The sequence below is a fragment of the Anaerosporobacter sp. genome (assembly GCF_031551385.1).
In the GTDB taxonomy this organism is placed as follows: domain Bacteria; phylum Bacillota; class Clostridia; order Lachnospirales; family Lachnospiraceae; genus Anaerosporobacter.
Genome location: NZ_JAVBNS010000004.1, coordinates 38413 through 59714 on the forward strand (window position 1 = coordinate 38413; position 21302 = coordinate 59714).

General features: G+C 34.3%; 22 protein-coding genes. 15 read left to right on the top strand and 7 right to left on the bottom strand.

The genetic code is table 11. The features are described 5' to 3' along the window. Window positions 1-32: 32 nt before the first annotated feature. The 6 genes from RMR19_RS00355 (at window position 33) to trxA (ending at window position 7032) form a co-directional block, all read left to right on the top strand. Window positions 33-713 (top strand): phosphoribosylaminoimidazolesuccinocarboxamide synthase, encoded by a 681-nt coding sequence (locus RMR19_RS00355; RefSeq protein ID WP_310601562.1) that lies wholly within the window; start codon window positions 33-35, stop codon window positions 711-713. Between the two features lie 190 nt (window positions 714-903). Next, entirely contained in the window at window positions 904-2331 is a 1428-nt protein-coding gene (locus tag RMR19_RS00360) for an MATE family efflux transporter (RefSeq protein WP_310601563.1), read from the top strand. Between the two features lie 205 nt (window positions 2332-2536). Beyond that, window positions 2537-3487: a phospho-N-acetylmuramoyl-pentapeptide-transferase gene (locus tag RMR19_RS00365; RefSeq protein ID WP_310601564.1), complete on the top strand. Its 951-nt coding sequence runs from the start codon at window positions 2537-2539 to the stop codon at window positions 3485-3487. A 249-nt stretch (window positions 3488-3736) separates the two neighbouring features. Continuing rightward, a complete protein-coding gene (gene nrdD / locus RMR19_RS00370; RefSeq protein WP_310601565.1) occupies window positions 3737-5896 on the top strand; it encodes an anaerobic ribonucleoside-triphosphate reductase in 2160 nt (719 codons plus the stop codon). Window positions 5897-5953: 57 nt separating this feature from the next. After that, a complete protein-coding gene (gene nrdG / locus RMR19_RS00375; protein ID WP_310601566.1) occupies window positions 5954-6481 on the top strand; it encodes an anaerobic ribonucleoside-triphosphate reductase activating protein in 528 nt (175 codons plus the stop codon). A gap of 236 nt (window positions 6482-6717) precedes the next feature. Then, window positions 6718-7032: a thioredoxin gene (gene trxA / locus RMR19_RS00380; RefSeq protein ID WP_310601567.1), complete on the top strand. Its 315-nt coding sequence runs from the start codon at window positions 6718-6720 to the stop codon at window positions 7030-7032. Between the two features lie 85 nt (window positions 7033-7117). Here trxA and RMR19_RS00385 read toward each other — a convergent pair whose 3' ends face one another. The 6 genes from RMR19_RS00385 to RMR19_RS00410 form a co-directional block, all read right to left on the bottom strand. Continuing rightward, window positions 7118-7660 (bottom strand): GNAT family N-acetyltransferase, encoded by a 543-nt coding sequence (locus RMR19_RS00385; protein WP_310601568.1) that lies wholly within the window; start codon window positions 7658-7660, stop codon window positions 7118-7120. A gap of 51 nt (window positions 7661-7711) precedes the next feature. Beyond that, window positions 7712-8824 (bottom strand): hypothetical protein, encoded by a 1113-nt coding sequence (locus RMR19_RS00390; protein ID WP_310601569.1) that lies wholly within the window; start codon window positions 8822-8824, stop codon window positions 7712-7714. 56 nt (window positions 8825-8880) lie between these two features. Continuing rightward, window positions 8881-9135, bottom strand: a complete 255-nt coding sequence (locus tag RMR19_RS00395) for a hypothetical protein (RefSeq protein WP_310601570.1) — start codon at window positions 9133-9135, stop codon at window positions 8881-8883. A gap of 51 nt (window positions 9136-9186) precedes the next feature. Further along, window positions 9187-9804 carry a glycosyltransferase family A protein gene (locus tag RMR19_RS00400; protein WP_310601571.1) on the bottom strand — a complete coding sequence of 206 codons (618 nt, stop codon included), beginning with the start codon at window positions 9802-9804 and terminating at the stop codon, window positions 9187-9189. Between the two features lie 50 nt (window positions 9805-9854). Next, a complete protein-coding gene (locus RMR19_RS00405) occupies window positions 9855-10526 on the bottom strand; it encodes a GNAT family N-acetyltransferase (RefSeq protein ID WP_331654582.1) in 672 nt (223 codons plus the stop codon). 65 nt (window positions 10527-10591) lie between these two features. Beyond that, window positions 10592-11011, bottom strand: a complete 420-nt coding sequence (locus tag RMR19_RS00410) for a GNAT family N-acetyltransferase (RefSeq protein WP_310601572.1) — start codon at window positions 11009-11011, stop codon at window positions 10592-10594. A 746-nt stretch (window positions 11012-11757) separates the two neighbouring features. On the opposite strand from RMR19_RS00410, the gene RMR19_RS00415 reads away from it, so the two are divergent. From RMR19_RS00415 to RMR19_RS00425, 3 genes are read left to right on the top strand one after another with little or no spacing between them, the layout of a single operon-like run. Continuing rightward, window positions 11758-12453: a response regulator transcription factor gene (locus RMR19_RS00415; RefSeq protein ID WP_310601573.1), complete on the top strand. Its 696-nt coding sequence runs from the start codon at window positions 11758-11760 to the stop codon at window positions 12451-12453. Next, the gene (locus tag RMR19_RS00420; protein WP_310601574.1) at window positions 12428-14662 is read left to right on the top strand and encodes a sensor histidine kinase; all 2235 of its coding nucleotides are present in this window, start codon (window positions 12428-12430) and stop codon (window positions 14660-14662) included. The genes RMR19_RS00415 and RMR19_RS00420 overlap by 26 nt, the downstream gene beginning before the upstream one ends. Next, a complete protein-coding gene (locus tag RMR19_RS00425; RefSeq protein WP_310601575.1) occupies window positions 14646-14813 on the top strand; it encodes a hypothetical protein in 168 nt (55 codons plus the stop codon). Before RMR19_RS00420 ends, RMR19_RS00425 begins: the two co-directional genes overlap by 17 nt. A gap of 112 nt (window positions 14814-14925) precedes the next feature. On the opposite strand, the gene RMR19_RS00430 is transcribed toward RMR19_RS00425, so the two are convergent. Beyond that, window positions 14926-16251 carry an MATE family efflux transporter gene (locus tag RMR19_RS00430; RefSeq protein ID WP_310601576.1) on the bottom strand — a complete coding sequence of 442 codons (1326 nt, stop codon included), beginning with the start codon at window positions 16249-16251 and terminating at the stop codon, window positions 14926-14928. A gap of 298 nt (window positions 16252-16549) precedes the next feature. Here RMR19_RS00430 and pdaA point away from each other — a divergent pair, with 298 nt between their 5' ends. The 6 genes from pdaA (at window position 16550) to RMR19_RS00460 (ending at window position 21245) form a co-directional block, all read left to right on the top strand. Next, on the top strand, window positions 16550-17314 hold the full coding sequence (pdaA, locus tag RMR19_RS00435; RefSeq protein WP_331654581.1) for a delta-lactam-biosynthetic de-N-acetylase: 765 nt from the start codon (window positions 16550-16552) through the stop codon (window positions 17312-17314). 371 nt (window positions 17315-17685) lie between these two features. After that, a complete protein-coding gene (locus RMR19_RS00440) occupies window positions 17686-18153 on the top strand; it encodes an AraC family transcriptional regulator (protein WP_310601577.1) in 468 nt (155 codons plus the stop codon). Window positions 18154-18240: 87 nt separating this feature from the next. Beyond that, window positions 18241-18492 carry a hypothetical protein gene (locus tag RMR19_RS00445; RefSeq protein ID WP_310601578.1) on the top strand — a complete coding sequence of 84 codons (252 nt, stop codon included), beginning with the start codon at window positions 18241-18243 and terminating at the stop codon, window positions 18490-18492. Between the two features lie 17 nt (window positions 18493-18509). Then, window positions 18510-18752: a hypothetical protein gene (locus RMR19_RS00450; RefSeq protein ID WP_310601579.1), complete on the top strand. Its 243-nt coding sequence runs from the start codon at window positions 18510-18512 to the stop codon at window positions 18750-18752. Between the two features lie 20 nt (window positions 18753-18772). Next, window positions 18773-18952 (top strand): hypothetical protein, encoded by a 180-nt coding sequence (locus tag RMR19_RS00455; protein WP_310601580.1) that lies wholly within the window; start codon window positions 18773-18775, stop codon window positions 18950-18952. 109 nt (window positions 18953-19061) lie between these two features. Beyond that, the gene (locus tag RMR19_RS00460; protein ID WP_310601581.1) at window positions 19062-21245 is read left to right on the top strand and encodes a peptidase domain-containing ABC transporter; all 2184 of its coding nucleotides are present in this window, start codon (window positions 19062-19064) and stop codon (window positions 21243-21245) included. Window positions 21246-21302: the final 57 nt, after the last annotated feature.

Below are 21302 nucleotides of genomic sequence, written 5' to 3' on the forward strand. Positions count from 1 at the left end.
TAAGATAGATTCAAGAAAAGGAGTAATGAACGATGAAACATGTTTATGAAGGTAAGACTAAGACAGTTTATGAACTAGAGAATGGAAACTATTTATTAAAATTTAAAGATGATGTAACTGGAACAGATGGCGTATTTGACCCAGGAGCGAATACAGTAGGACTTTCTATCGAAGGTATGGGACAAGGCGGTCTTAGATTGACAACTCATTTCTTTGAATTACTTCAAGAACAAGGAATTAAAACACATTATGTGAAATCAGATATTGAAAATAGCACAATGGAAGTTCTTCCTGCAACTACATTTGGTAATGGTCTTGAAGTTATCTGTAGATACAAAGCAGTAGGAAGCTTTTTACGTCGCTATGGACAATATGCAGTAGAAAATCAAGAATTAGATTCATTTGTAGAAGTAACATTAAAAGATGATCAAAGAGAAGATCCTCCAATATCAAAAGATGCATTAGATATGCTTAACATCTTAAATCATGACGAATATGAATCTTTAAAAGCTCAAACACAAAAGATTTGTGGAATCGTAAAAGATGAGTTGGCAAAACATGGCTGTGACCTTTATGATATTAAATTAGAATTTGGTCGTAACAACGGAGAAGTAATTCTTATCGACGAAATTTCTGGTGGAAATATGCGTGTATATAAAGATGGTAACTATGTTGAACCCCTTGAAGTTGTAAAAATTGTATTAGGTGAATAAATTTAATAGTAAAAACTATTTGACTTTTCTTAAAAAAGTCTGTTAGAATAACTACGAATCGAGTAGCGAAAAGCGTAAATCCAGATAAAATGGGTTTGCGCTTTTTTTATGTGTTAAAAGATACTTGATGAGGTTGTGGTAGCTTTCCGAATAAAAAGACTCCGAATATTTTCTATAGATGGAGGTAATGATGAGTAAAAAAGAATCAACAAACAAAATGGCAACAATGCCAGTGAATAAGCTTATGCTATCTATGGGCATACCGATGATAGTATCTATGATGCTACAGGCACTATATAATATCGTTGATAGTGCATTTGTTTCGAATATGAAAGGGAACGGGGAATCTGCACTGAATGCATTGACGTTAGCATTCCCAATACAGATGATGATGGTAGCAATTAGTATTGGTACAGGTGTCGGCATGAATGTACTTCTAGCAAAGAGTCTTGGAGAAGGAAAGAAAGATAAAGCAAGTAAGGCAGCAGGAAATGCTATATTTTTAGCAATAATCATTTGCGTAGCTTTTGTTATCTTTGGAATTTTTGGAGTAAGGGCATATGTTGCATCACAAACAACAAATGAACAGATTTTGACAATGGCAGTGGATTACTTGCAGATTTGCTGTATCGCTTCTTTTGGTATTGTATTTTTCTCGATTTTTGAGAAGCTATTACAAGCAACAGGACGTTCGCTATATTCTACAATAGCGCAAGTGGCGGGAGCTGTAATCAATATGATACTAGACCCAATCTTGATTTATGGTTACCTAGGGTTTAAAGAGTATGGGGTAAAAGGTGCTGCTTATGCAACAATAATAGGGCAGATTGCTTCTTTCCTATTGGCACTTGCATTCCATGTAAAACACAACAAAGAGATTACAAATGGAATAAAATACATGAAACCTTCCGTAACGATTATAGGAAAAATATATGCAATTGGCCTACCTGCAATTATAGCGCAAGCATTAATGTCTGTTATGACATATGGACTTAATATCATATTCGGAAAGATTGACGAATCAGTAGTAACAGCATACGGACTTTACTATAAGATTCAGCAGTTTATTTTGTTTGCAGCATTTGGACTTCGAGATGCAATCACTCCAATTATTTCATTTAATCATGGAATGAGAAGTAAGTCTCGTGTGAAGGACGGGATTAAATATGGAATGGGATATACACTTATAATTATGGTAGTTGGGTTGCTAGCATTAGAAATTTTTGCACAACCGTTCTCAGCAGTTTTTGGATTATCAGGAGAAACGCAGGAATTATGTATAGGAGCAATGCGAATTGTATCCTTAAGTTTTATCTTTGCAGGAGCAAATATTGCATTTCAAGGAATATTCCAAGCGTTGGATAGCGGAATTGAGTCATTGGTTATTTCGGTTTGCAGACAGTTTGTGTTAGTACTTCCTGTAGCATGGGGATTTTCTTTGTTGGCGAGAAGCTCTATGGATTATATGTGGCTAGTGTGGTCAACATTTTTAATAGCGGAGGCAATATCAGCGGCAATTGCTTGTGTTTTTATGAGAGGAATTAATAAGAACAAGATAAATATAATGAAAGAAGAGGAATTAGAAGTACCTCCGATGCACATGATAGAAGAATTTTAAGTGATTGTGCAATCGCAAAGCAGTTACCGTCACAGAACAACGGGCTGTGACAGAAATAATTTTAAAAATTGGACGAATATATGCTAGATATTGATAGTAAAATAGAGTATTATAGAATAGGCTATAAAGAGTGGTGTCACAAGTTTAGGATAAAATAGCTATTAACTATCAAGAAAGGACTGCTATGTAGCAGAAGGTGAGAAATATGTACAAGATATGGAGTAACTATCTGAATACAAATCAGATTGTTATGATAGGTATCGTTGTAGCTTTTATTATGACATTTCTAGCATTAAAACATCCGTTGCCTTTCCTACCAAGTGACAAGGGACGAGAATATGCATTAAATGGAGCATTATCCAAGGGGAAGATTCGAGGCGTTGGCTTAACGTTTGTAGTATGTTTTTTAATATGTAGTTTTCTGTTTCTTCCAATTGACCGAGAATATATTATCTATGCGATTCTTTTGTTTGGAGCTATGTTAAGTGGATATCTAGATGATGCTTCCGATACGGCTTGGAATGAGTATAAAAAGGGATTGATTGATTTAATTTTATCTGTAATAGCAATTCTAACATTTATTGATTTCAATTCAACAACCATTTACATAGGAACTTGGGAGCTAATTCTTCCAAAAGTAGTATACGTGATTCTTGGAATTATTCTGTTCTGGGTATCAATTAATGTAACAAATTGTACGGATGGAGTAGATGGACTGTGTGGAAGTGTTTCGTGTGTTGTACTGATATCATTTGCAACAATTTTCAGTCAAACATTAGGAAAATATGCAATGGCGAACTTCTTGTTTGTTGCAGTATTGTTAGCGTATCTGTATTTTAATACCTCCCCAAGTAGTATGCTGATGGGAGATGCCGGTTCACGAGCCATTGGATTTTTTATAGCAATTATAGCAATCAAAACACAACATCCATTAATATATATTCTACTTGCAGGAGTATTTATTATTGATGGTGGTTTAGGACTAGTTAAAGTTTTCCTACTACGTTTCTTGAAGATTCGAATTTTAAAGAATACATTAACACCAATACATGACCATGTAAGAAAGAATTTCCATTGGTCAGATACACAAGTTGTTATGCGATTTTTAATTATACAAGCATTGCTGGCAGTTGTTGCATATGTAATTGTTGCATAGATTTCTTATCAAGAAAAAAGGCGTACTAAAAATTAATAAGAGAGTATACATTTTGTCGGTGTATACTCTTTTTGTTGTGCTCAAAAACGTGAAGGAATCAACGTTTTAACCACTTTATGATGTGTTTTTTATACAAATGACCCACTATATCTTGTGAAAAATAAAAAAATTATACTAAGAAACAATTGAAAAAATCATTCACTAAGATTATAATAGATTTTGCACATTAATTTGAGGAGAGATTATGAAATGAAAATTATAAAACGAAATGGTTCAGAGGAAAAATTTGACCTTAATAAGATTATATCAGCAGTACTTAAGGCAAATGAAGTGACGTTAAATACTATGCTTACGAAAGAACAAATCAGTGAAATTGCTGATTATGTTGAATATAAATGCCGAAAGATGAATCGTATGGTATCGGTAGAAGAGATTCAGGATATGGTAGAGAACCAAATTATGTCTACAGGGGCATTTGATGTAGCAAAATCTTATGTTAGATATCGTTATAGACGTTCTCTTATACGAAAAGCCAATACAACAGATAACACAATACTTTCATTGATTGAATGCAATAATGAAGAAGTAAAACAGGAGAATTCGAATAAGAACCCAACTGTAAATAGTGTTCAACGTGATTACATGGCAGGTGAAGTTAGTAAGGATATAACAAGAAGATTACTTCTTCCATCTGAAATTGTAGAAGCAGATAAAGAAGGTATTATACATTTTCATGATTCCGATTATTATGCACAACATATGCACAACTGTGATTTGATTAACCTTGAAGATATGCTTCAAAATGGAACAGTAATTAGTGAGACATTAATTGAAAAACCACATAGTTTCTCAACTGCTTGTAATATTGCAACACAGATTATTGCACAAGTAGCAAGTAGCCAATATGGTGGACAAAGTATCAGCTTAGCACATTTAGCACCATTTGTTCAAATCTCTCGTGATAGTATCCGTAAGGATTTAGTAGAAGAGTTAAAACAATTAGGTGTAGAAGCATCAGAAGAGTCAATTAATGAGATCACAGAGAAGAGATTACGTAAAGAGATTACAAAAGGTGTTCAAACAATTCAGTACCAAGTAGTTACTCTTATGACAACAAATGGACAAGCACCATTTTTAACAGTATTTATGTATCTAAACGAAGCAAAAGATGAGAGAGAGAAGAAAGACCTTTCGTTAATTATAGAGGAAACATTAAAACAAAGATATCAAGGCGTAAAGAATGAAGCAGGAGTTTGGGTTACACCAGCATTTCCAAAATTAATTTACGTTCTGGAAGAAGATAATGTGCATGAAGATTCGGCATATTATTACTTAACAGAGTTAGCTGCAAAATGTACAACAAAGAGAATGGTTCCAGATTATATATCTGAAAAGATGATGAAAGAGCTAAAAGAAGGAAACTGCTTCCCAGTTATGGGTTGTAGAAGTGCATTAAGTCCATGGAAAGACGAGAATGGTAATTATAAATTCTATGGTCGATTCAACCAAGGTGTTGTAACAATCAATCTTGTTGATGTTGCATTATCATCTGGTGGAGACATGGACAAGTTCTGGAAGATATTTGATGAGCGTTTAGCATTATGCTATCGTGGACTTATGTGTCGTCACAATCGTTTAAAAGGAACATTATCTGATGCAGCACCAATCCTATGGCAGTACGGAGCACTTGCTCGCCTTGAAAAGGGAGAACCAATCGATAAGTTACTTTATGGTGGATATTCTACCATTTCATTAGGATATGCAGGCCTATACGAATGTGTAAAATATATGACAGGAGAGTCTCATACAAATCCGGAAGTTACACCATTTGCACTTCAAGTGATGCAGCATATGAGTGATGTATGTGATAAATGGAAAGAGGAAACAAACATTGCATTCAGCACATATGGTTCACCAATCGAAAGTACAACATATAAATTTGCAAAGTGTCTACAAAAGCGTTTTGGTATGGTAGAAGGAATCACCGATAAGAGTTACATTACAAATAGTTATCATGTAAATGTAACAGAACCAATTGATGCATTCTCAAAATTGCAATTTGAATCAAAATTCCAAGCATTATCATCAGGTGGTGCGGTAAGTTATGTAGAAGTTCCAAATATGCAAAACAATATTCCTGCCGTTCTTGAGATTATCAAGTTCATCTATGATAACATTATGTATGCAGAGTTGAATACAAAGAGTGATTACTGTCAAGATTGTGGATTTGATGGTGAGATTAAAATTGTTAATGAAAAAGGCGGAAAATTAATATGGGAGTGCCCAAAATGCGGTAATCGCAATCAAGATACTCTTAACGTTGCTCGTAGAACATGTGGATATATTGGAACACAGTTTTGGAACCAAGGAAGAACCCAAGAGATTAATGAGAGGGTACTTCACTTATAGGATTTCATTGTAACTTTTTGATGCTTGAATATTTAGAGATGAATAATGGTGGTATAGATGAATTACGGTGAGATAAAAAAATACGATATTGCGAATGGGGAAGGGGTAAGAGTTTCTTTGTTTGTATCGGGTTGTACCCATCACTGCAAAGGGTGTTTTAATAATGAGACATGGGACTTTGCGTATGGAAAAGAGTTTAATGATGATATACAGAATGAGATTTTAGAGGCACTTGGTAAATCATTCATCAATGGATTGTCTCTTCTTGGAGGAGAACCGTTTGAACCCCAAAACCAAGAAGTGCTGTTGCCTTTCTTATATAAAGTAAAAGAGCGATATCCACAGAAGAATATCTGGTGTTATACAGGTTATACATTAGATAACGACTTGCTTAGTGAAAGTCGGGCAAGATGTGAGTATACTGATGAGATGCTTGGATTAATCGATGTTTTAGTTGATGGACAATTCAAGGAAGAGTTGAAGGATATCTCCTTAGCATTCCGTGGTTCTTCGAATCAGAGGATTATTGATGTGAAAGAGTCTTTAAAGCAAGGGAAGACGGTATGGTATGAGTTGAAGGATTGAGTGTTGGAATCTTAACCTGTACTTGTTTGCTATTTTGTTATTCTTAAAATAAGTGGAATTATTTAAAATTAAGACGACGATACTAATTGTGTAAAATGGTATCGTCGTTTTTTTCAATGATTCTTTGGGTCGCTAACGCGGAATGTTTGAAAGTGTGACAAACTCACAGAAATACAACTTCATACAGTGTAGAATACAGATATAAACAAAATAAATCACTAATGGAGGAAATGATTATGGCAAATATTCTAACTGTAGATAGTTTTAATGAAAAGGTAAAAAAAGAAGGAGTTGCTATCGTAGATTTTTTTGCAACATGGTGTGGGCCATGCAAGATGTTGGCACCAGTGTTTGAAGAAGTAAGCAGCGAATTAAATGATAGAGCAGGATTTTATAAAGTAGATATCGACGAGAGCATGGAATTAGCAAGCGAATATAGAATCCAATCTGTACCAACAATGTTAGTATTCAAAGATGGAGAAGTAGTAGATAAGGTAGTTGGTTTTACTTCGAAAGCAGCACTTAAAGAGAAGGTAGAATCACAATTATAGGTAAAAGCCGTGACTGTTTTAGAGTCACGGCTTTTGTAGGATATTGTTAAATTAGAAGTTGTTGACTTCATGCTATACTTATACTTCAATTAATGTTCATATCTGTCTGGAGGTCGTAACGATTAACATTCAATCCGGATTCCTCCCCATGAATCGTGTCAATATACACACCTCCATTGGCGAGAATTGTTTTATTGCTTCCAATGTTTGTATCACGACAAACAATTCGCACGTTATCAAACCCGAATGCTTTTGCTTTCTGTAAGCCAAGCTGTAATTGCTCTTTTGCGTACCCTTTTCCACGTTCGCTTGGGCAAACTGAATAGCCTAAGTTTGAGGCAAATTCTATATCGTCATCATCGTATTCAAGCTTGTGACGAAAAACAATGAAACCGACAATCTTACTGTCACTTTCACGAAACGCCATATACCAAGTTAATTTGTCGGACATATTTTCGCAAAACTGAAGCCAGTCAAGTACATTGTCGTACTTTTCAAGATAATCCATACCTGGGATTCTGCTTGGGTCGTATGTAACCCTCTCGCGTTCAGCAGGAAACTCTGCTCTATAAGCTTCAATTTTCTGTGCATACTCAATAGATGGTTTAATCAACTTAATTTCACTCATTTTTTTACCTTCTTTCATGATTCATTATGATGTCTGATTTAGTCAGTAAAGTTATGTCTGCTGATGTAATACCCCAATAACTTGGCAGCTCTTACAGATTTCAATATAGGCATTGCCTTCCATGTCGTCTAATACGGTATCCCATTGGATTTGGGCAAGATATTTCATGGGTTTTCCACAATCAGGACAAAGCTTTATATCACAATCCTGAATCCAGAATGCGAATCCGCCAATAGAAGAACCACCCTCCCAATCGGCAGCATATCTCGGTGGAACAGGGATATCCCCTAGAATATAGGAATTGGAAGCAAGCTCTTCAATTCCCTTATCCTTTAGATAATCTTCAGTGATAAAAGAATCATTCCCAGAGATGAGTTCACTTTCGCCATCTATTTTATATCTGCAAAAATCACCATCCGAATACTCAAAGCAATTTGGACAACACTTCACCTTGATAACACCGTCAATTTCGAGAAAATCCAAGCGGGGATCCCTGCCATCAATCTCCATGAGATTTACAATTCGGCAACCACATTTAGAGCATTTTTCATCTGTTTTAACACCGATTTTTACAGGGCTGCAATTTTTCTCATCCAAAGTCCCTTTCACCATGGGATAACATTTTTTGAAATTTGTTTCAATAAATCTGTGACTGTTGTCGTATGACCAACCACCGTATGTAGCATAAAATGAGGGACTAACATACAGTTCTTTTCTCCAATTACGTGGATGCTTTTCCAGCTCTAAAAACGACTGGAATACTGTCTCACCGCCATGAACGGCAAGACATAGTAGCAGATGACCTGCAAGGCGTGAATTTAAGTTGTCCTGCATTATCATTTCTATCATCTCTGTAATTACATCAGCGGGAGCATCTTTATATAATTCGCAAGGGTAGAAGAGATTATTTTTGAAAGCAACTTCGGCTATTTTTTGTGTATCAATATCTCTGTAATTAAGTAGCTTTTGGAACAAATCTCTTTCTTCATCTAACTTACCTTTTATTTCTATTTCATTGCATATTTGTTGTATTGATACATCCATTTCTTCCTGTGTTAATGCTAATATTCTGTTTCTTTCATTTTCTGTCCGACAAGAAATGCAAATTCCATCAAAATAGATTTCTCGCCCACATTGTTTACATTGCTGTGCTACTCGTTCCATATGGATACCTCCTTTACTTCATATAAGCCTCATTTTGAGAGGCTATATTTGTGCCTCTAATTATGAGACGACTCAATACGAACAGCAGAAGCCATTCCACCATCACCATACGATGGATTTTGTATAAATTTTTTTGATGCCTCACTCAATTCATTATTGTTTGCTATGGAATGAACGATTTCATCTTCCCAGCCATTTAGCCTCAAAATTGATATTGATTCGATACCCAATAATGCCTCTGCGATATGCGTGTGATAACTATTGATATGTTTTTCAATTATGAAACGCATTAGTTCCAGCCGTTTATTCATACTTTTGACATTAGCTGAAACAGGATTTGTACGGTAATTAATCAATGGCTTTTAAATAATTCCAATATATGCTTCGGGCATAGTTTCTAACATACTTAAAAAGAAATCCCAATCTTCAAAACCAGAACGCATGGTTTCATCATACCCCCCACATCGTTCAAATGCTTCTCGTCGAAGAATATGCGTTGCTGGACAACAATTACGAGATAGGAATGGTAATAAGTTCCCACCAGTAGGGCAGACAATAGCATCTAAAATTCCAAAGGTATGCATCCAAGATGAAGCCGCAACCATCAAGGGATTATCACGAAGCAATCTGCTTACATGCTCTATATAAGTTGGTTCAAGTTTATCATCGCCATCAAGAACTAAAACGATGGAAGCTTTAGCCTTTTTAATTCCGATATTTCTTGCAGATGAAACACCTCCATTTTTTTTATAATGGATAGTCACTGGAATAGGTAGACTAGAATTATTTTCAATACTTTTTAAAACATTAATTGAACATTCATCCGTAGAACCATCATCTACAATAATAATTCTATTTGGTAATAATGTTTGATTACATAAAGATTCAACAGCTTCTAAAATCATATCTTGTTGATTAAAACTCGTTATAACAGCTTCAACATCGGTATCAATGTTATATATATTATCGTTATTATTCATATTGTAAGCCTCCACAATTCTGATTTAGTAATTTATATCCAAACTTCTCTTCATACAGATTCACCCCAGTCATACTCGCCGTCCAAATTTAGTTTTCCATTAAACTCGGCAGCCCGTTCTTCAAGTGTTTCATGTCTAAATGGTTTAACTACTTTTACATCTAATACGTCATCAATTGCAATACTTGCTCGTTCTACAGAATACAGAAAGAACTCCATATCTACAGACCTAAAATTCTTAGTATCTTTATCAATAATCTTCATACCATTTCGAACAGCAACATTTTGTGAGGCTATATTTGTGTCTCTAACAATAGAATAAACGCTACTTGCATTAAGAACCGAGAAAGCGTATTCTCTACAAGCAATTGCTGCTTCTGTTGCATAACCTTTGTGCCAATACGCTTTTTGAAACAAATATCCTATTTCCAAGACTTCTCTTTCTCGCCAGCCTTGTATAGTCAAGCCACATTGACCAATCATTACATTTGCTTCTTTTAATACAACAGCCCAAAGTCCAAAACCATACTCTGCGTATCTTTTAAGATGTCTGTTAAGCCAACTTTGTGCTTCTTCATGGCTGAATGCACTTTCATAAGTAGCACGCATTACGTCCTCATCACATAATATTCTACACAATGCTTCATAATCGGATTGCACCATTTCTCTAATTATAAGCCGTTCTGTTTCTATTAAAACTTTTCCGTTTTCTATAATTTTCACTGGCAATTGTAATACCTCCATATAAATTCTGATTTGGTAAAATCAACTATTGTACTAGATTTCTATTAAACTTTTTTAATTCTTTTAATCATGCCGTACCCTGTATATCCCATTGGTATTTTTTCGAAACCACATTTTTCATAAAAGGCTTCTTTACCATTCATTGATACTAGATTTATACTACTAGTTTGTCCTTCTTTCGTTCGACTTTCAACTTCTGATGTTATTGCATCTATGATTTTTTTACCAATACCATTTTTCTGATATTCTAAACGTACAACTACATCAACTATCAAATAATAGATTCCATCGCCTATAACTCTAGCCATACCAACAACTTCATTATGAATCATTGCTTTTTTAACAATAGTACTACGTTGTATTGCATCTTCTACTAGGTTTGCTTCTTTAACATCCCAACCGATAGATTTTCTTAACTTGTTATATTCATCAACTTTTAAATCGTCTCTTAATTCAATTATCATTTCAAATCAATCCTTCCTTTAACTTCTGATTTAGTAAATTATATCACAGATAAATGCGTAAGGGTTCAGCAAAAGTTCTGCAACCACCTTATTCATAGATTTTCTTTAGAATTTCTTAAGAAAACACACCATTTCATATTTAGATTTTCTAGTTATTATTACATATGTAAGAAGCAAGGAGTAAAAAAACTCTTTTAAGATTCAAATATCAAAAGATAAAGTTACTTACAAAACCTAAAAATAGTTATTTATTCGCCAATTAACAGTACTTGTGTACCAACAAAGTAGCAAAGCAAAACTTAGTAACTTACACTTGCTTATTCGCTGCGGTATGAAAACAAAGAGTAAAGAACACTCTTAAGAAACGATAGCGAAATACCATAGTACTTCTTAGTGTGTACATGAATAACCTAAGAAGGCGAGGCATGGACGCCGAGCCAGCCTGAGCTGAGGCAGGATGCCGAATCGAAGGCGGTTCTGCAAAACTGCGATACCTACTCGTACACACGTAGAAGCACTAAGGTATGTAGCGTGTTTCGTGTTATCATACCGCAGCGAAGAAGCATAGAAAACCTAAAAAGTTTTGCTTCTAAAATATAGTACACAAGTACGTCAATTAATCTAAACCATGGAGGTGAGAAAACTATGTTTCATGCAATTATATTTAGGAAGGTTCTTGTATAATGAGGCATGCTGTACTAACATATAAGAAAGGATAGTTGTATGGAAGGAGCAAGAGAAGAGGCATGTATCAGATATTAGTGGTGGAAGACGATAAAGAGATATTAGAGGGAATCAGTATATACCTAAGAAATCAAGGGTATCAAGTATTTGGAGCATCGAACGGAGTAGAAGGATTAGAAGTAATTGAGAAAGAAACAATACATCTAGCAATTGTAGATATCATGATGCCAAAGATGAATGGAATCACAATGACAATGAAACTAAGAGAGAAGTTTGATTTCCCAGTAATTATGTTATCAGCAAAATCGGAAGATATGGATAAGATAACGGGACTAAACATAGGGGCAGATGATTATGTGACAAAACCAGTTGTACCGATGGACCTACTGGCGAGAGTGAATTCGCAGTTAAGAAGATATGCAAAATATCTTAAAGTAGTGGAGGAAGCTCCGAAAAGTAATGTATATACAATCGGAGGACTTGAGTTAGATGAGGATATGGTGGAAGTAAGAGTTGACGGAAATATCGTCAAGTTGACACCACTTGAATTTAAGATTGTGCAACTATTAATAAAAAGCCCTGGGAGAGTTTTTTCACCAGAAGAAATATATGAAAGAGTGTGGAACGAGAAAGCAATCACAACCGATACCATTATGGTTCATATAAGAAAGATTCGTGAAAAAATAGAGATAAACCCAAGGGAACCGAAATATTTAAAGGTGGTGTGGGGAATTGGATACAAAATCGAAAAGCAGTAAAGTAATAGGAAGTATAATATTAACAGCAGTAATCATTATATTTGCAGGAGTTATCGTGAATTCCTATGATTATTTTGAGAAAGTAGTAGAGCGAGAAACGAAGTATCCATATAAGCAAGAATGGTTTAGTGGACGTCTATCAGAGTATGCCTATTCTCTCTATGTCGATGTGGCAGAAGAGAGAGCAGGTAAGGAACTGCAACCTTCGGAAGTCTATCTAGGTGTTAAGTCTAAGGAAGTTACAATAGATAGTGATGTTAAGATAGTGGAAGATCGTGAAGATGACTATATAGAAGATGTAGAGGAAACGACAGCGATAGCAGAATCGTATACCTATGAATATAATGATTATAGAGGATATTCCATTGAAGAGATAGCATATGAATTTAATAGTCAGATGGATGATATATCTGATGCAATTGTCAAATATAACCATAACCTAAAATACCAAGTTATTGATAACAAATCGGGTAAAGAAATTACTTCGTATGATTGGACATTTAGCGAAAAGACAAAGGCTGAATACGATACCTATGTAACAATCGTTTTTGATGAAGACGGGAACGTTACGATAAAAGACGGCTTTGCAATGGATGAAGATGGAGTAACGGAACAGATTGATTATTTCAGACAAAGATTTAGAGACAATTATGGTAGTAAAGCATTAATAAGTCAGATTAATGATGTAACATTTCATTTTGCAGTACCAAAAGAATTGCAACGATATGATCATATCTATTATATGAGCGGGAAGGAGCAAGGAGCATTTCGAATCTATGAGAATAGTGGATTCCTAATTATGTTGGCAGGAATAGTAGGTATCATTATGTTACTGACATTCGTATTGTCTAGCAAGAAACTTTGCAAATTAGGAACAGGAATGTTATCCAAGGTGCCATGTGAAGTAGCCTCGTTCTTAGCGATTGCAGATATTACACTGATATTCTATATGTGTCAAATCATTCATGCTACGTATACAGGGCATTTAGCGAAAGAGTTTGTGCAACTAGGAATTACAGATAAAATTGTACCAATTCTTAATATTGGATTATGGATTGGAATTCTTGGAACAATAGCCATTTTGACATTAGCAATAAAGCAGTTATTTGTAAAAGGATTAAAGCGTTACTGTATAGAAAATGTACTTGTAATTCGTATGATTAGCTGGTGTATTCGAAAGTTTAAGAATTTTATTAGCAAGATAACAGCAATTGATGTTAACGACACAGCAAACAAATATCTGGTTAAGATATTGTCGGTTAACTTTATTATTGTTACAGCGCTATGTCTTATGTGGTTTTTTGGAGTTTTTGTTTTAGTGATATATACAATCTTACTATTCTTCTTCTTGCAAAAGAGAGTGAATGCATTGAGAGAGAACTATGACAGTATTGTTACTATTACAGATTCTTTAGCAAAAGGAAATCTGAATGTAACAGAGTCAAGAGATTTAGGAGTATTTGAGCCAATAAAAGAGAATTTAACAAAAATTCAAGGTGGATTTAAGAAAGCGGTTGAAGAAGAAGTAAAGAGCCAGAATATGAAGACGGAACTAATAACGAATGTATCGCATGATTTAAAAACACCACTAACAGCAATTATCACATATATCGATTTACTCAAGAATGAGGAAATTAACGAGGAAGAGAGAAAATCATATATTGAAACATTGGATAAGAAATCACAACGATTAAAGCAATTAATTGAAGATTTGTTTGAAGTCAGCAAAGCAAACAGTGGAAACATGGAAGTGGAACTAGCAACCGTAGATGTTCTTTCCTTGATAAAGCAAGTTGAGTATGAGTTAGCTGAGAAGTTAGAAGAAGCAGGAATTGAAATTAACATTCGTTCTAATGAAGAAAAGGTAATGCTAGAATTAGATGGACAGAAGAGCTATCGAGTATTTGAAAACTTATTTGTAAATATAATTAAGTATGCGATGCCAAATCGAAAAGCTTACGTTGATGTTATCGTAAGTGAATCAATAACACAAATCGAAGTAAAGAATATGTCAAAAGAAGAACTTGACTTTGATATAAGCGAGATTACAGAGCGATTTGTACGAGGTGATAAATCAAGAAATTCAGAAGGTGCAGGACTTGGTCTTGCAATTGTGAAGAGTTTGGTTGAACTTCAAGGTGGAAGATTTGAGATTGTTACAGACGGAGATTTATTCAAAGCGATTATTACGTTTGGTAGAGATGAATAATCTAGCATATGAACAGCTCTTAGAGAAATACAATAATGCATTATCGGATGTGCTAGATCAGGAAATATATATCAGAGAACTCCGAGAAGATGTAGATCTGTGGTGTGGATATGCCAAATATCTGGAAGGATTGCTTAATAGTAGAGAGTAAAATAGTAGAATATGCCGTAAATATTAGTCCATGCTAATATTTACGGCATATTTGTAATTAGTGTTATTGTTCACACAAAACATTTACAGCAACAGATTGAATCGTTTTCAAATTAAGAAGCGTTACAATATGTCGCTTTTTTAGAGCGTAGATATAAAACAACTCCAACGATTGCTACAATCATTTCCGTTAAAGGAAATGTAAGCCAAACACCAGTCATGCTTGCTATAGCAGATAATAAGAATGCCATAGGGATAATAATAATAAATCCGCGTAGGATAGAGATAATGTGTGCTGGAAGTACACGTTCTGTTGATGTAAAGTAAACAGAAAGGATAATGTTAAATCCAGCAAACATACAAGCCGTAAAGTAAATGCGTAACCCTGTGATAGCAATGCTTTGTAAAGTTGAATTATGTTCACTATTAAATACGCTAGTGATGGAATCTGCACCAAAGAATACGCAAACATAGACAAGGGCAGAAATTATAAGTACAGTTACTAAGGAGTACCGTAGAATCTGTTTCGTATTCTTTTGATTTCCTATACCATGGTTATTGCTTATAATAGGTTGAACTCCTTGAGCAATGCCTGTATAGATAGAGATGACTACAATCGAAAGATTTGCAATAACGCCATATGCAGCAACACCAATATTTCCTTGTAATCCTAATATAATCTTATTGAAAACAATAATAACAATACCAGAGGATACCTCTGTAATTAACGAAGGCAAACCAGTTGATAAAATATTGCGAATCATTACACCTGAAAGTCTACATTTGATAAGATGAAAGTGGTTTTTCTTCTTAAAGAAAAATGGAGACATAATAAATATACTAATGATAGGAGCAAGTCCTGTTGCAAAAACAGCACCAAAGATACCCATGTTAAAAGGAAATATGAAGATATAATCAAGGATAACATTCGATAAACTTCCGCCAATCATTGCGAGCATCGAAAGTTGAGGAGCACCATCATTTCGAACAAAACATAATAGCATACTGTTTAACATAAACATTGGAGTAAACAACAAAATCACTCGTAGATAAGTCTTTGTCATCTGATAAACAACTTCATCTGCACCTAGTAAGCGTGTAATAGTACTAGAGAAGAAGATACCCATGAAAAAGAAGATAGCAGCAAGTCCAAGCGTAAGCAAAATAGTGTTTGTAAATGTATGATTTGCTTCTTTTGTCTTATCCTGACTCTTTAGAATAGAGTATTTTGTAGCACCTCCCATACCAAGCATTAGACCACTTCCATTAATAAAGCTGTAGATGGGAATTGCAAGATTTAGGGCAGTCAGCCCATTTGCGCCGAGACCTTTTGAAACAAAGAATGTGTCCGCTAAGATATAACAGGACAGACCAATCATACCAAGAACATTTAGCGATGCATACTTTGCAAAGTCTTTTAAAATTGTGGAATCTTTCATAAAAATAACCATGCCTTTCTAATAAAAATAGCGCCAGAACTTCATATCTTCAATGGCCTAACGATATGAAGTCTGACGCTTAGTTTAACTTTACCCGGCGGTAAAGGACAAGTCAGAATATATATTCAATTTGTTCTACGTCATTCTAGCATAAAGGAGGCGGGATTGTCAAACAATAAATCAATTTGCAAAGATACGGCATAAATGGATAAAAAAATAATATATTTATAAAAAGGTGTTTTATAGGTGTAGTATGAAGAAAAATTATAAGCCTCTTATAGTGCTTGGCATTGTCTATATGATGCTGTATTTTGTAGGTGCAGGAGCAGGAAAATTTGTTACTACATGGAGTAATAGAAAACAATCAGTCCAATCGGGAAGTGAGAACTGGGGATTAGGTTTTTCTACGGAAGGACAGCCGCCAACGGGAAATGCAACTCCTGATGAAATGAAACAATATGATGCCTATTACATGGGGACGAGTGGGGATAAAGTGATTTATTTGACCTTTGATTGTGGATATGAGAATGGAAATACAGCACCAATTCTTGATGCATTGAAGAAACATAATGTATCAGCAACTTTCTTTGTAGTAGGACATTTTCTTGAAACAAGTCCAGATATCGTGAAACGTATGGTAGAAGAGGGGCATACCGTAGGAAACCATACCTACCATCATCGAGATATGGGGGCGATTTCGGATAAATCAGAGTTTGAGAAAGAGATGGTTGATGTAGAAACTCTATTTGAAGAGATAACAGGTCAAAAGATGTGCAAATATTATCGTCCACCACAAGGAAAGTATAGTATAAGTAACTTACAGATGGCAAAGGATATGGGATATAAGACATTCTTCTGGAGTCTGGCTTATGTTGACTGGAACGTAGATAGCCAACCATCGAAGGAGGAAGCATTTAATAAATTATTAAAGAGAATCCACCCCGGGGCTATCGTTTTACTACATAGCACATCGAAGACGAATGGAGAAATCTTAGATGAGTTGTTAACGAAGTGGGAAGAGATGGGTTATACGTTTAAGACATTGGCGGAGATAGATTCGTAAAGGGAAAGCAAAGGGAAGACTGGGATAGTGTGGAACTATTGAGGCTTTCCTTTTTTTTGCTTGTGTTGCGTTTGTTTTGAAATGGTGGAAATTTAGAAGAAATCCTATGAAATATTAAGCATAATGGTATGTAAAAGGGTACAAGTACAGGAAAATAAATTGGTTAGATTAATAATGGTGGATAAAGCTTGTAATAGCAACTGTTTGCAAGTGAAAAAAAACGAGATAATTTGTATTTTAAAGTGAAAATACAAAAAAAACCAAAAAACAAGTTGACTCATAGGGAAATATAGGATATAGTTTGACTGTGTTAAAAAATGTAGAATGTAAACAAACGTATACTTTTTGTGTATGGGAGAAGGGAAGATTAGATGGAATTATTAGAAAATCAAGAAATAGAAGAAAAAAACTTGTTATCAATTAGGAAGAATGTAACCCAACAAGAAATTGAACAAGTACTTACAGAAATGCATAGTTATATAAAGGAATCAGGAGCAGAAATAGTTGGGAAAACAATAACTGCTACTCATGGAATAAGTTCAAATAAGGGATATACAATATTGGATTTGGAAATCCTAATACCTTTAGATAAGGAAATTCTAACGGGAAATATTTATTCATTTAAAAAGAATTTTAAAATTACAAATGCAATTAAGGTAACGCATAAAGGAAACCCAGCGTTATTGGATGAGACATGCAATGAATTAAATCAGTATATTGCTAGAAATAAGTTGGTTCCAATTACTGTCGGTTATAATATGACATTGACAGCAGATAATAAGGATAAGAATAATACTGAAATTGAAATTTATGTTGGAATTAGTCCGAACATTCTGTAGTGATATTAGTAAAGCCAGTTTTCTATTATAATATTGACGCGCGTGGAAAGCTGTTTACATATAAAAATACTAGGAGGAAAAGAAGAAATGGAATTAGTTGGAATTGATAATGGGTTTATTGAGTTAAGCAATTATGAAATGCTTGCATACGATGGAGGAGGTGCTTGGGAAGTAGTTCAAGCTGTTGTAGGAACAGTGTGTATAGCGATTGCGCCAGCAGTAGGAGTAGCGGCAGGGGTTGTTTTACCACCAGGTAGTAAAATAGTAGGGGGTATTGCTGCCACGGCACAGATGATTAATATAGGAGCAGGTTTACTTGATAATGCAACAAAAAAATAGATAGGGGGGAAGCATAAATGGAATTATCAGTTAATAATCAATTTATGAATTTAAGTTTAGATGAACTTATACTGATTGACGGAGGAACATTTTGGGGAGTAGTGTCTGGTGTTGCTGGAGTGGTGTGTGGTGTTGCTGAAGTTATTGGTGGTGTAATAGTATGTGCTACTGCAAGTAAAATTGGTGGAGGTGTCGCTATAGTTAAGGGTGTAGCAACAGTAGGAGGTGGAATCTCAGTAATAGTTAGTAATGTAAAGTAGTCACTAAGGAGCATAATCAAATGAAAAAAAAAGAGATACATTTACTCTATTTAATGATAATGGCAGGTCTTTCATTTTTATCTTCCATTATTCAGATGTTAAGTAATAATATAGTACTACTTAAATATACTACATTAATATGTTTTGGTTCATTTGTAGTAATTGCTATTTGTTATTATAAAGAAAAAAAACGTAAGTAAAGATAACAATACTTAAATTAATACTACATATAAAACTACATTGATCTATTAGCTATACTTCAATGTAGTTTTATATAAGTTTAATTACAGATGAAAAGGGAGAAATAAAATGTTCCATAAATTTTATTGTATAAAACAGCATGATATAACAGATTGTGCGGCAGCATGCCTTGCAACAATATCAAAACAACAGGGGCTTTTAACTTCAATATCTAAGATTCGAGAAGTTGCTGGAACGGATAAACAAGGAACAAATGTATATGGAATAATCAAGGCGGCAGAACAGCTTGGTTTTACGGCAAAAGGTGTAAAAGGTGATAAAGATGCTTTCTTCTCAGAATTTCCATTACCATGTATCGCTCATGTCATAGCTGATGGAGCTCTGTTACACTATGTTGTCATACATAAAATAACAAAGAAACAAGTTATAATAGCAGACCCAGCAAAAGGAATTGTTAAACTTACACCAGAAGAATTTTTTGGTGAAGTGAAAGAGAAACCACCCAAATATCAATGGAGTGGAGTATTAATCTTTGTAGTACCGAATGTTGAATTTAAGAAGGGTAAAGAAACGAAAGGAATTGTTTCTAGATTCTTTCATCTACTAATTCCACAAAGAAAATTACTAATTAATATTTTTATAGCATCGCTTATAATAACGATACTTGGTATCTTTGGATCGTTTTACTTCAAAATATTAATTGATGATATATTGGCAGATGGCTTGACAAAAACGCTGCATATATTATCAATAGGTATCATTTTATTAAATTTATTCAAGATATTATTAGGTGCGGTACGTTCGCATCTTTTGTTATATATGAGTCAAAAATTAGATATTGCTTTATTACTAGGTTATTACAATCATGTTCTTGAGTTACCTATGAATTTTTTTGGAACAAGAAAAGTTGGGGAGATTATTTCAAGATTTAATGATGCATCAAAAGTTCGTGATGCGATATCAGGAGCAACATTAACAATTATGATTGATACTCTTATGGCAATTGCAGGTGGAATTATCTTATATATGCAGAATGCCTATATGTTTGGGGTAACAATAATAATATTAATCCTATATTTTATAATAGTTTTTAGTTTTAATAAGATATATAAAAAATTAAATGAAAAGCAAATGGAAAATAACGCACAATTAACATCTTATATGATTGAATCCTTGAACGGGATACAAACAGTTAAGGCATTTAATGCGGAACGTAAAGTGCATTTAAATACAGAGAACAAATTTATTGTATTGTTAAGAAGTATTTTTAAATTAAGTTGGGTAGCTAATATACAAGGTTCTTTGGTTGGTTTTGTTGAACTAACTGGGGGGATTGTTATCCTATGGATAGGAGGATTTAATGTTATTAAAGGTAATTTGACGATAGGGCAGTTAATAACATTCAATTCTTTGCTGATGTATTTCCTAGATCCCGTAAAAAACCTTATTAATTTACAGCCACAGATGCAGACGGCAATTGTGGCATCAGAGCGACTCGGAGAGATTCTTGATTTAGAAAAAGAAAAGCTTGAGAATGAAGAAAGAAAGATTGAACTATCTTCATTAAATGGTGATATACAAATCAAAAATATAACATTCCGTTATGGAACTAGAAAACCTGTACTAGAGAATGTAGATATATCAATTAACAAAGGCGAAAGAATTGCGTTGGTAGGGGAGAGTGGTTCTGGAAAATCTACGATAGCAAAGCTTCTACTTAATATGTATCAGACAGAGAATGGGGAAATCCTTATGTCTGATTATAATATACAGGATATTAAATTAGATGTGTTACGAGATCGTATTGCCTATATACCACAGGAAACATTTTTATTTAGTGGAAGTATTATGGAAAATCTGATGTTAGGAATGGATGATGTAACAGTAGAGGAAGTAGTTGATGCGGCGAAAAAAGCGCAAGCACATACGTTCATCAATGAACTGCCACTTCGATATGAGACAAGACTGGAGGAGAATGGGTCAAATCTATCTGGTGGACAGAGACAACGACTTGCTATTGCAAGAGCTATTTTACGAAAACCAGACATTTTGATTATGGATGAGGCTACTAGTAATCTGGATTCTATTACAGAATGTGCAATTGAAAAAACAATTGAAGAATATTTAACAGGAACCACACAAATTATTATTGCACATAGACTGAGCACGATTAAAAAGTGTGACAAGATATATGTAATGGAAAAAGGAAAAATTATAGAAGAAGGTAATCATAAAGAGTTGCTAGAGAAGCAAGGTCAGTACTATACATTATGGAGTCAAATTACTGATTAGATAAGTAGCAATTTATGAAAAACTGTTAGTAAGTTTTCGTTATTACATAGGAGTAAA

Bases quoted from the DNA above. Each gene is read 5' to 3' on its own strand.
- RMR19_RS00360 (WP_310601563.1), top strand. From the start codon at position 904: ATGAGTAAAAAAGAATCAACAAACAAAATGGCAACAATGCCAGTGAAT.
- RMR19_RS00455 (WP_310601580.1), top strand. From the start codon at position 18,773: ATGAAAAAAAAAGAGATACATTTACTCTATTTAATGATAATGGCAGGT.
- RMR19_RS00445 (WP_310601578.1), top strand. From the start codon at position 18,241: ATGGAATTAGTTGGAATTGATAATGGGTTTATTGAGTTAAGCAATTAT.
- RMR19_RS00395 (WP_310601570.1), bottom strand. From the start codon at position 9,135: ATGAATAAACGGCTGGAACTAATGCGTTTCATAATTGAAAAACATATC.
- RMR19_RS00415 (WP_310601573.1), top strand. From the start codon at position 11,758: ATGTATCAGATATTAGTGGTGGAAGACGATAAAGAGATATTAGAGGGA.
- nrdG (WP_310601566.1), top strand. From the start codon at position 5,954: ATGAATTACGGTGAGATAAAAAAATACGATATTGCGAATGGGGAAGGG.
- RMR19_RS00430 (WP_310601576.1), bottom strand. From the start codon at position 16,251: ATGAAAGATTCCACAATTTTAAAAGACTTTGCAAAGTATGCATCGCTA.
- nrdD (WP_310601565.1), top strand. From the start codon at position 3,737: ATGAAAATTATAAAACGAAATGGTTCAGAGGAAAAATTTGACCTTAAT.
- pdaA (WP_331654581.1), top strand. From the start codon at position 16,550: ATGATGCTGTATTTTGTAGGTGCAGGAGCAGGAAAATTTGTTACTACA.
- RMR19_RS00450 (WP_310601579.1), top strand. From the start codon at position 18,510: ATGGAATTATCAGTTAATAATCAATTTATGAATTTAAGTTTAGATGAA.
- RMR19_RS00440 (WP_310601577.1), top strand. From the start codon at position 17,686: ATGGAATTATTAGAAAATCAAGAAATAGAAGAAAAAAACTTGTTATCA.
- RMR19_RS00410 (WP_310601572.1), bottom strand. From the start codon at position 11,011: ATGATAATTGAATTAAGAGACGATTTAAAAGTTGATGAATATAACAAG.
- RMR19_RS00390 (WP_310601569.1), bottom strand. From the start codon at position 8,824: ATGGAACGAGTAGCACAGCAATGTAAACAATGTGGGCGAGAAATCTAT.
- RMR19_RS00385 (WP_310601568.1), bottom strand. From the start codon at position 7,660: ATGAGTGAAATTAAGTTGATTAAACCATCTATTGAGTATGCACAGAAA.
- RMR19_RS00460 (WP_310601581.1), top strand. From the start codon at position 19,062: ATGTTCCATAAATTTTATTGTATAAAACAGCATGATATAACAGATTGT.
- trxA (WP_310601567.1), top strand. From the start codon at position 6,718: ATGGCAAATATTCTAACTGTAGATAGTTTTAATGAAAAGGTAAAAAAA.
- RMR19_RS00400 (WP_310601571.1), bottom strand. From the start codon at position 9,804: ATGAATAATAACGATAATATATATAACATTGATACCGATGTTGAAGCT.
- RMR19_RS00365 (WP_310601564.1), top strand. From the start codon at position 2,537: ATGTACAAGATATGGAGTAACTATCTGAATACAAATCAGATTGTTATG.
- RMR19_RS00355 (WP_310601562.1), top strand. From the start codon at position 33: ATGAAACATGTTTATGAAGGTAAGACTAAGACAGTTTATGAACTAGAG.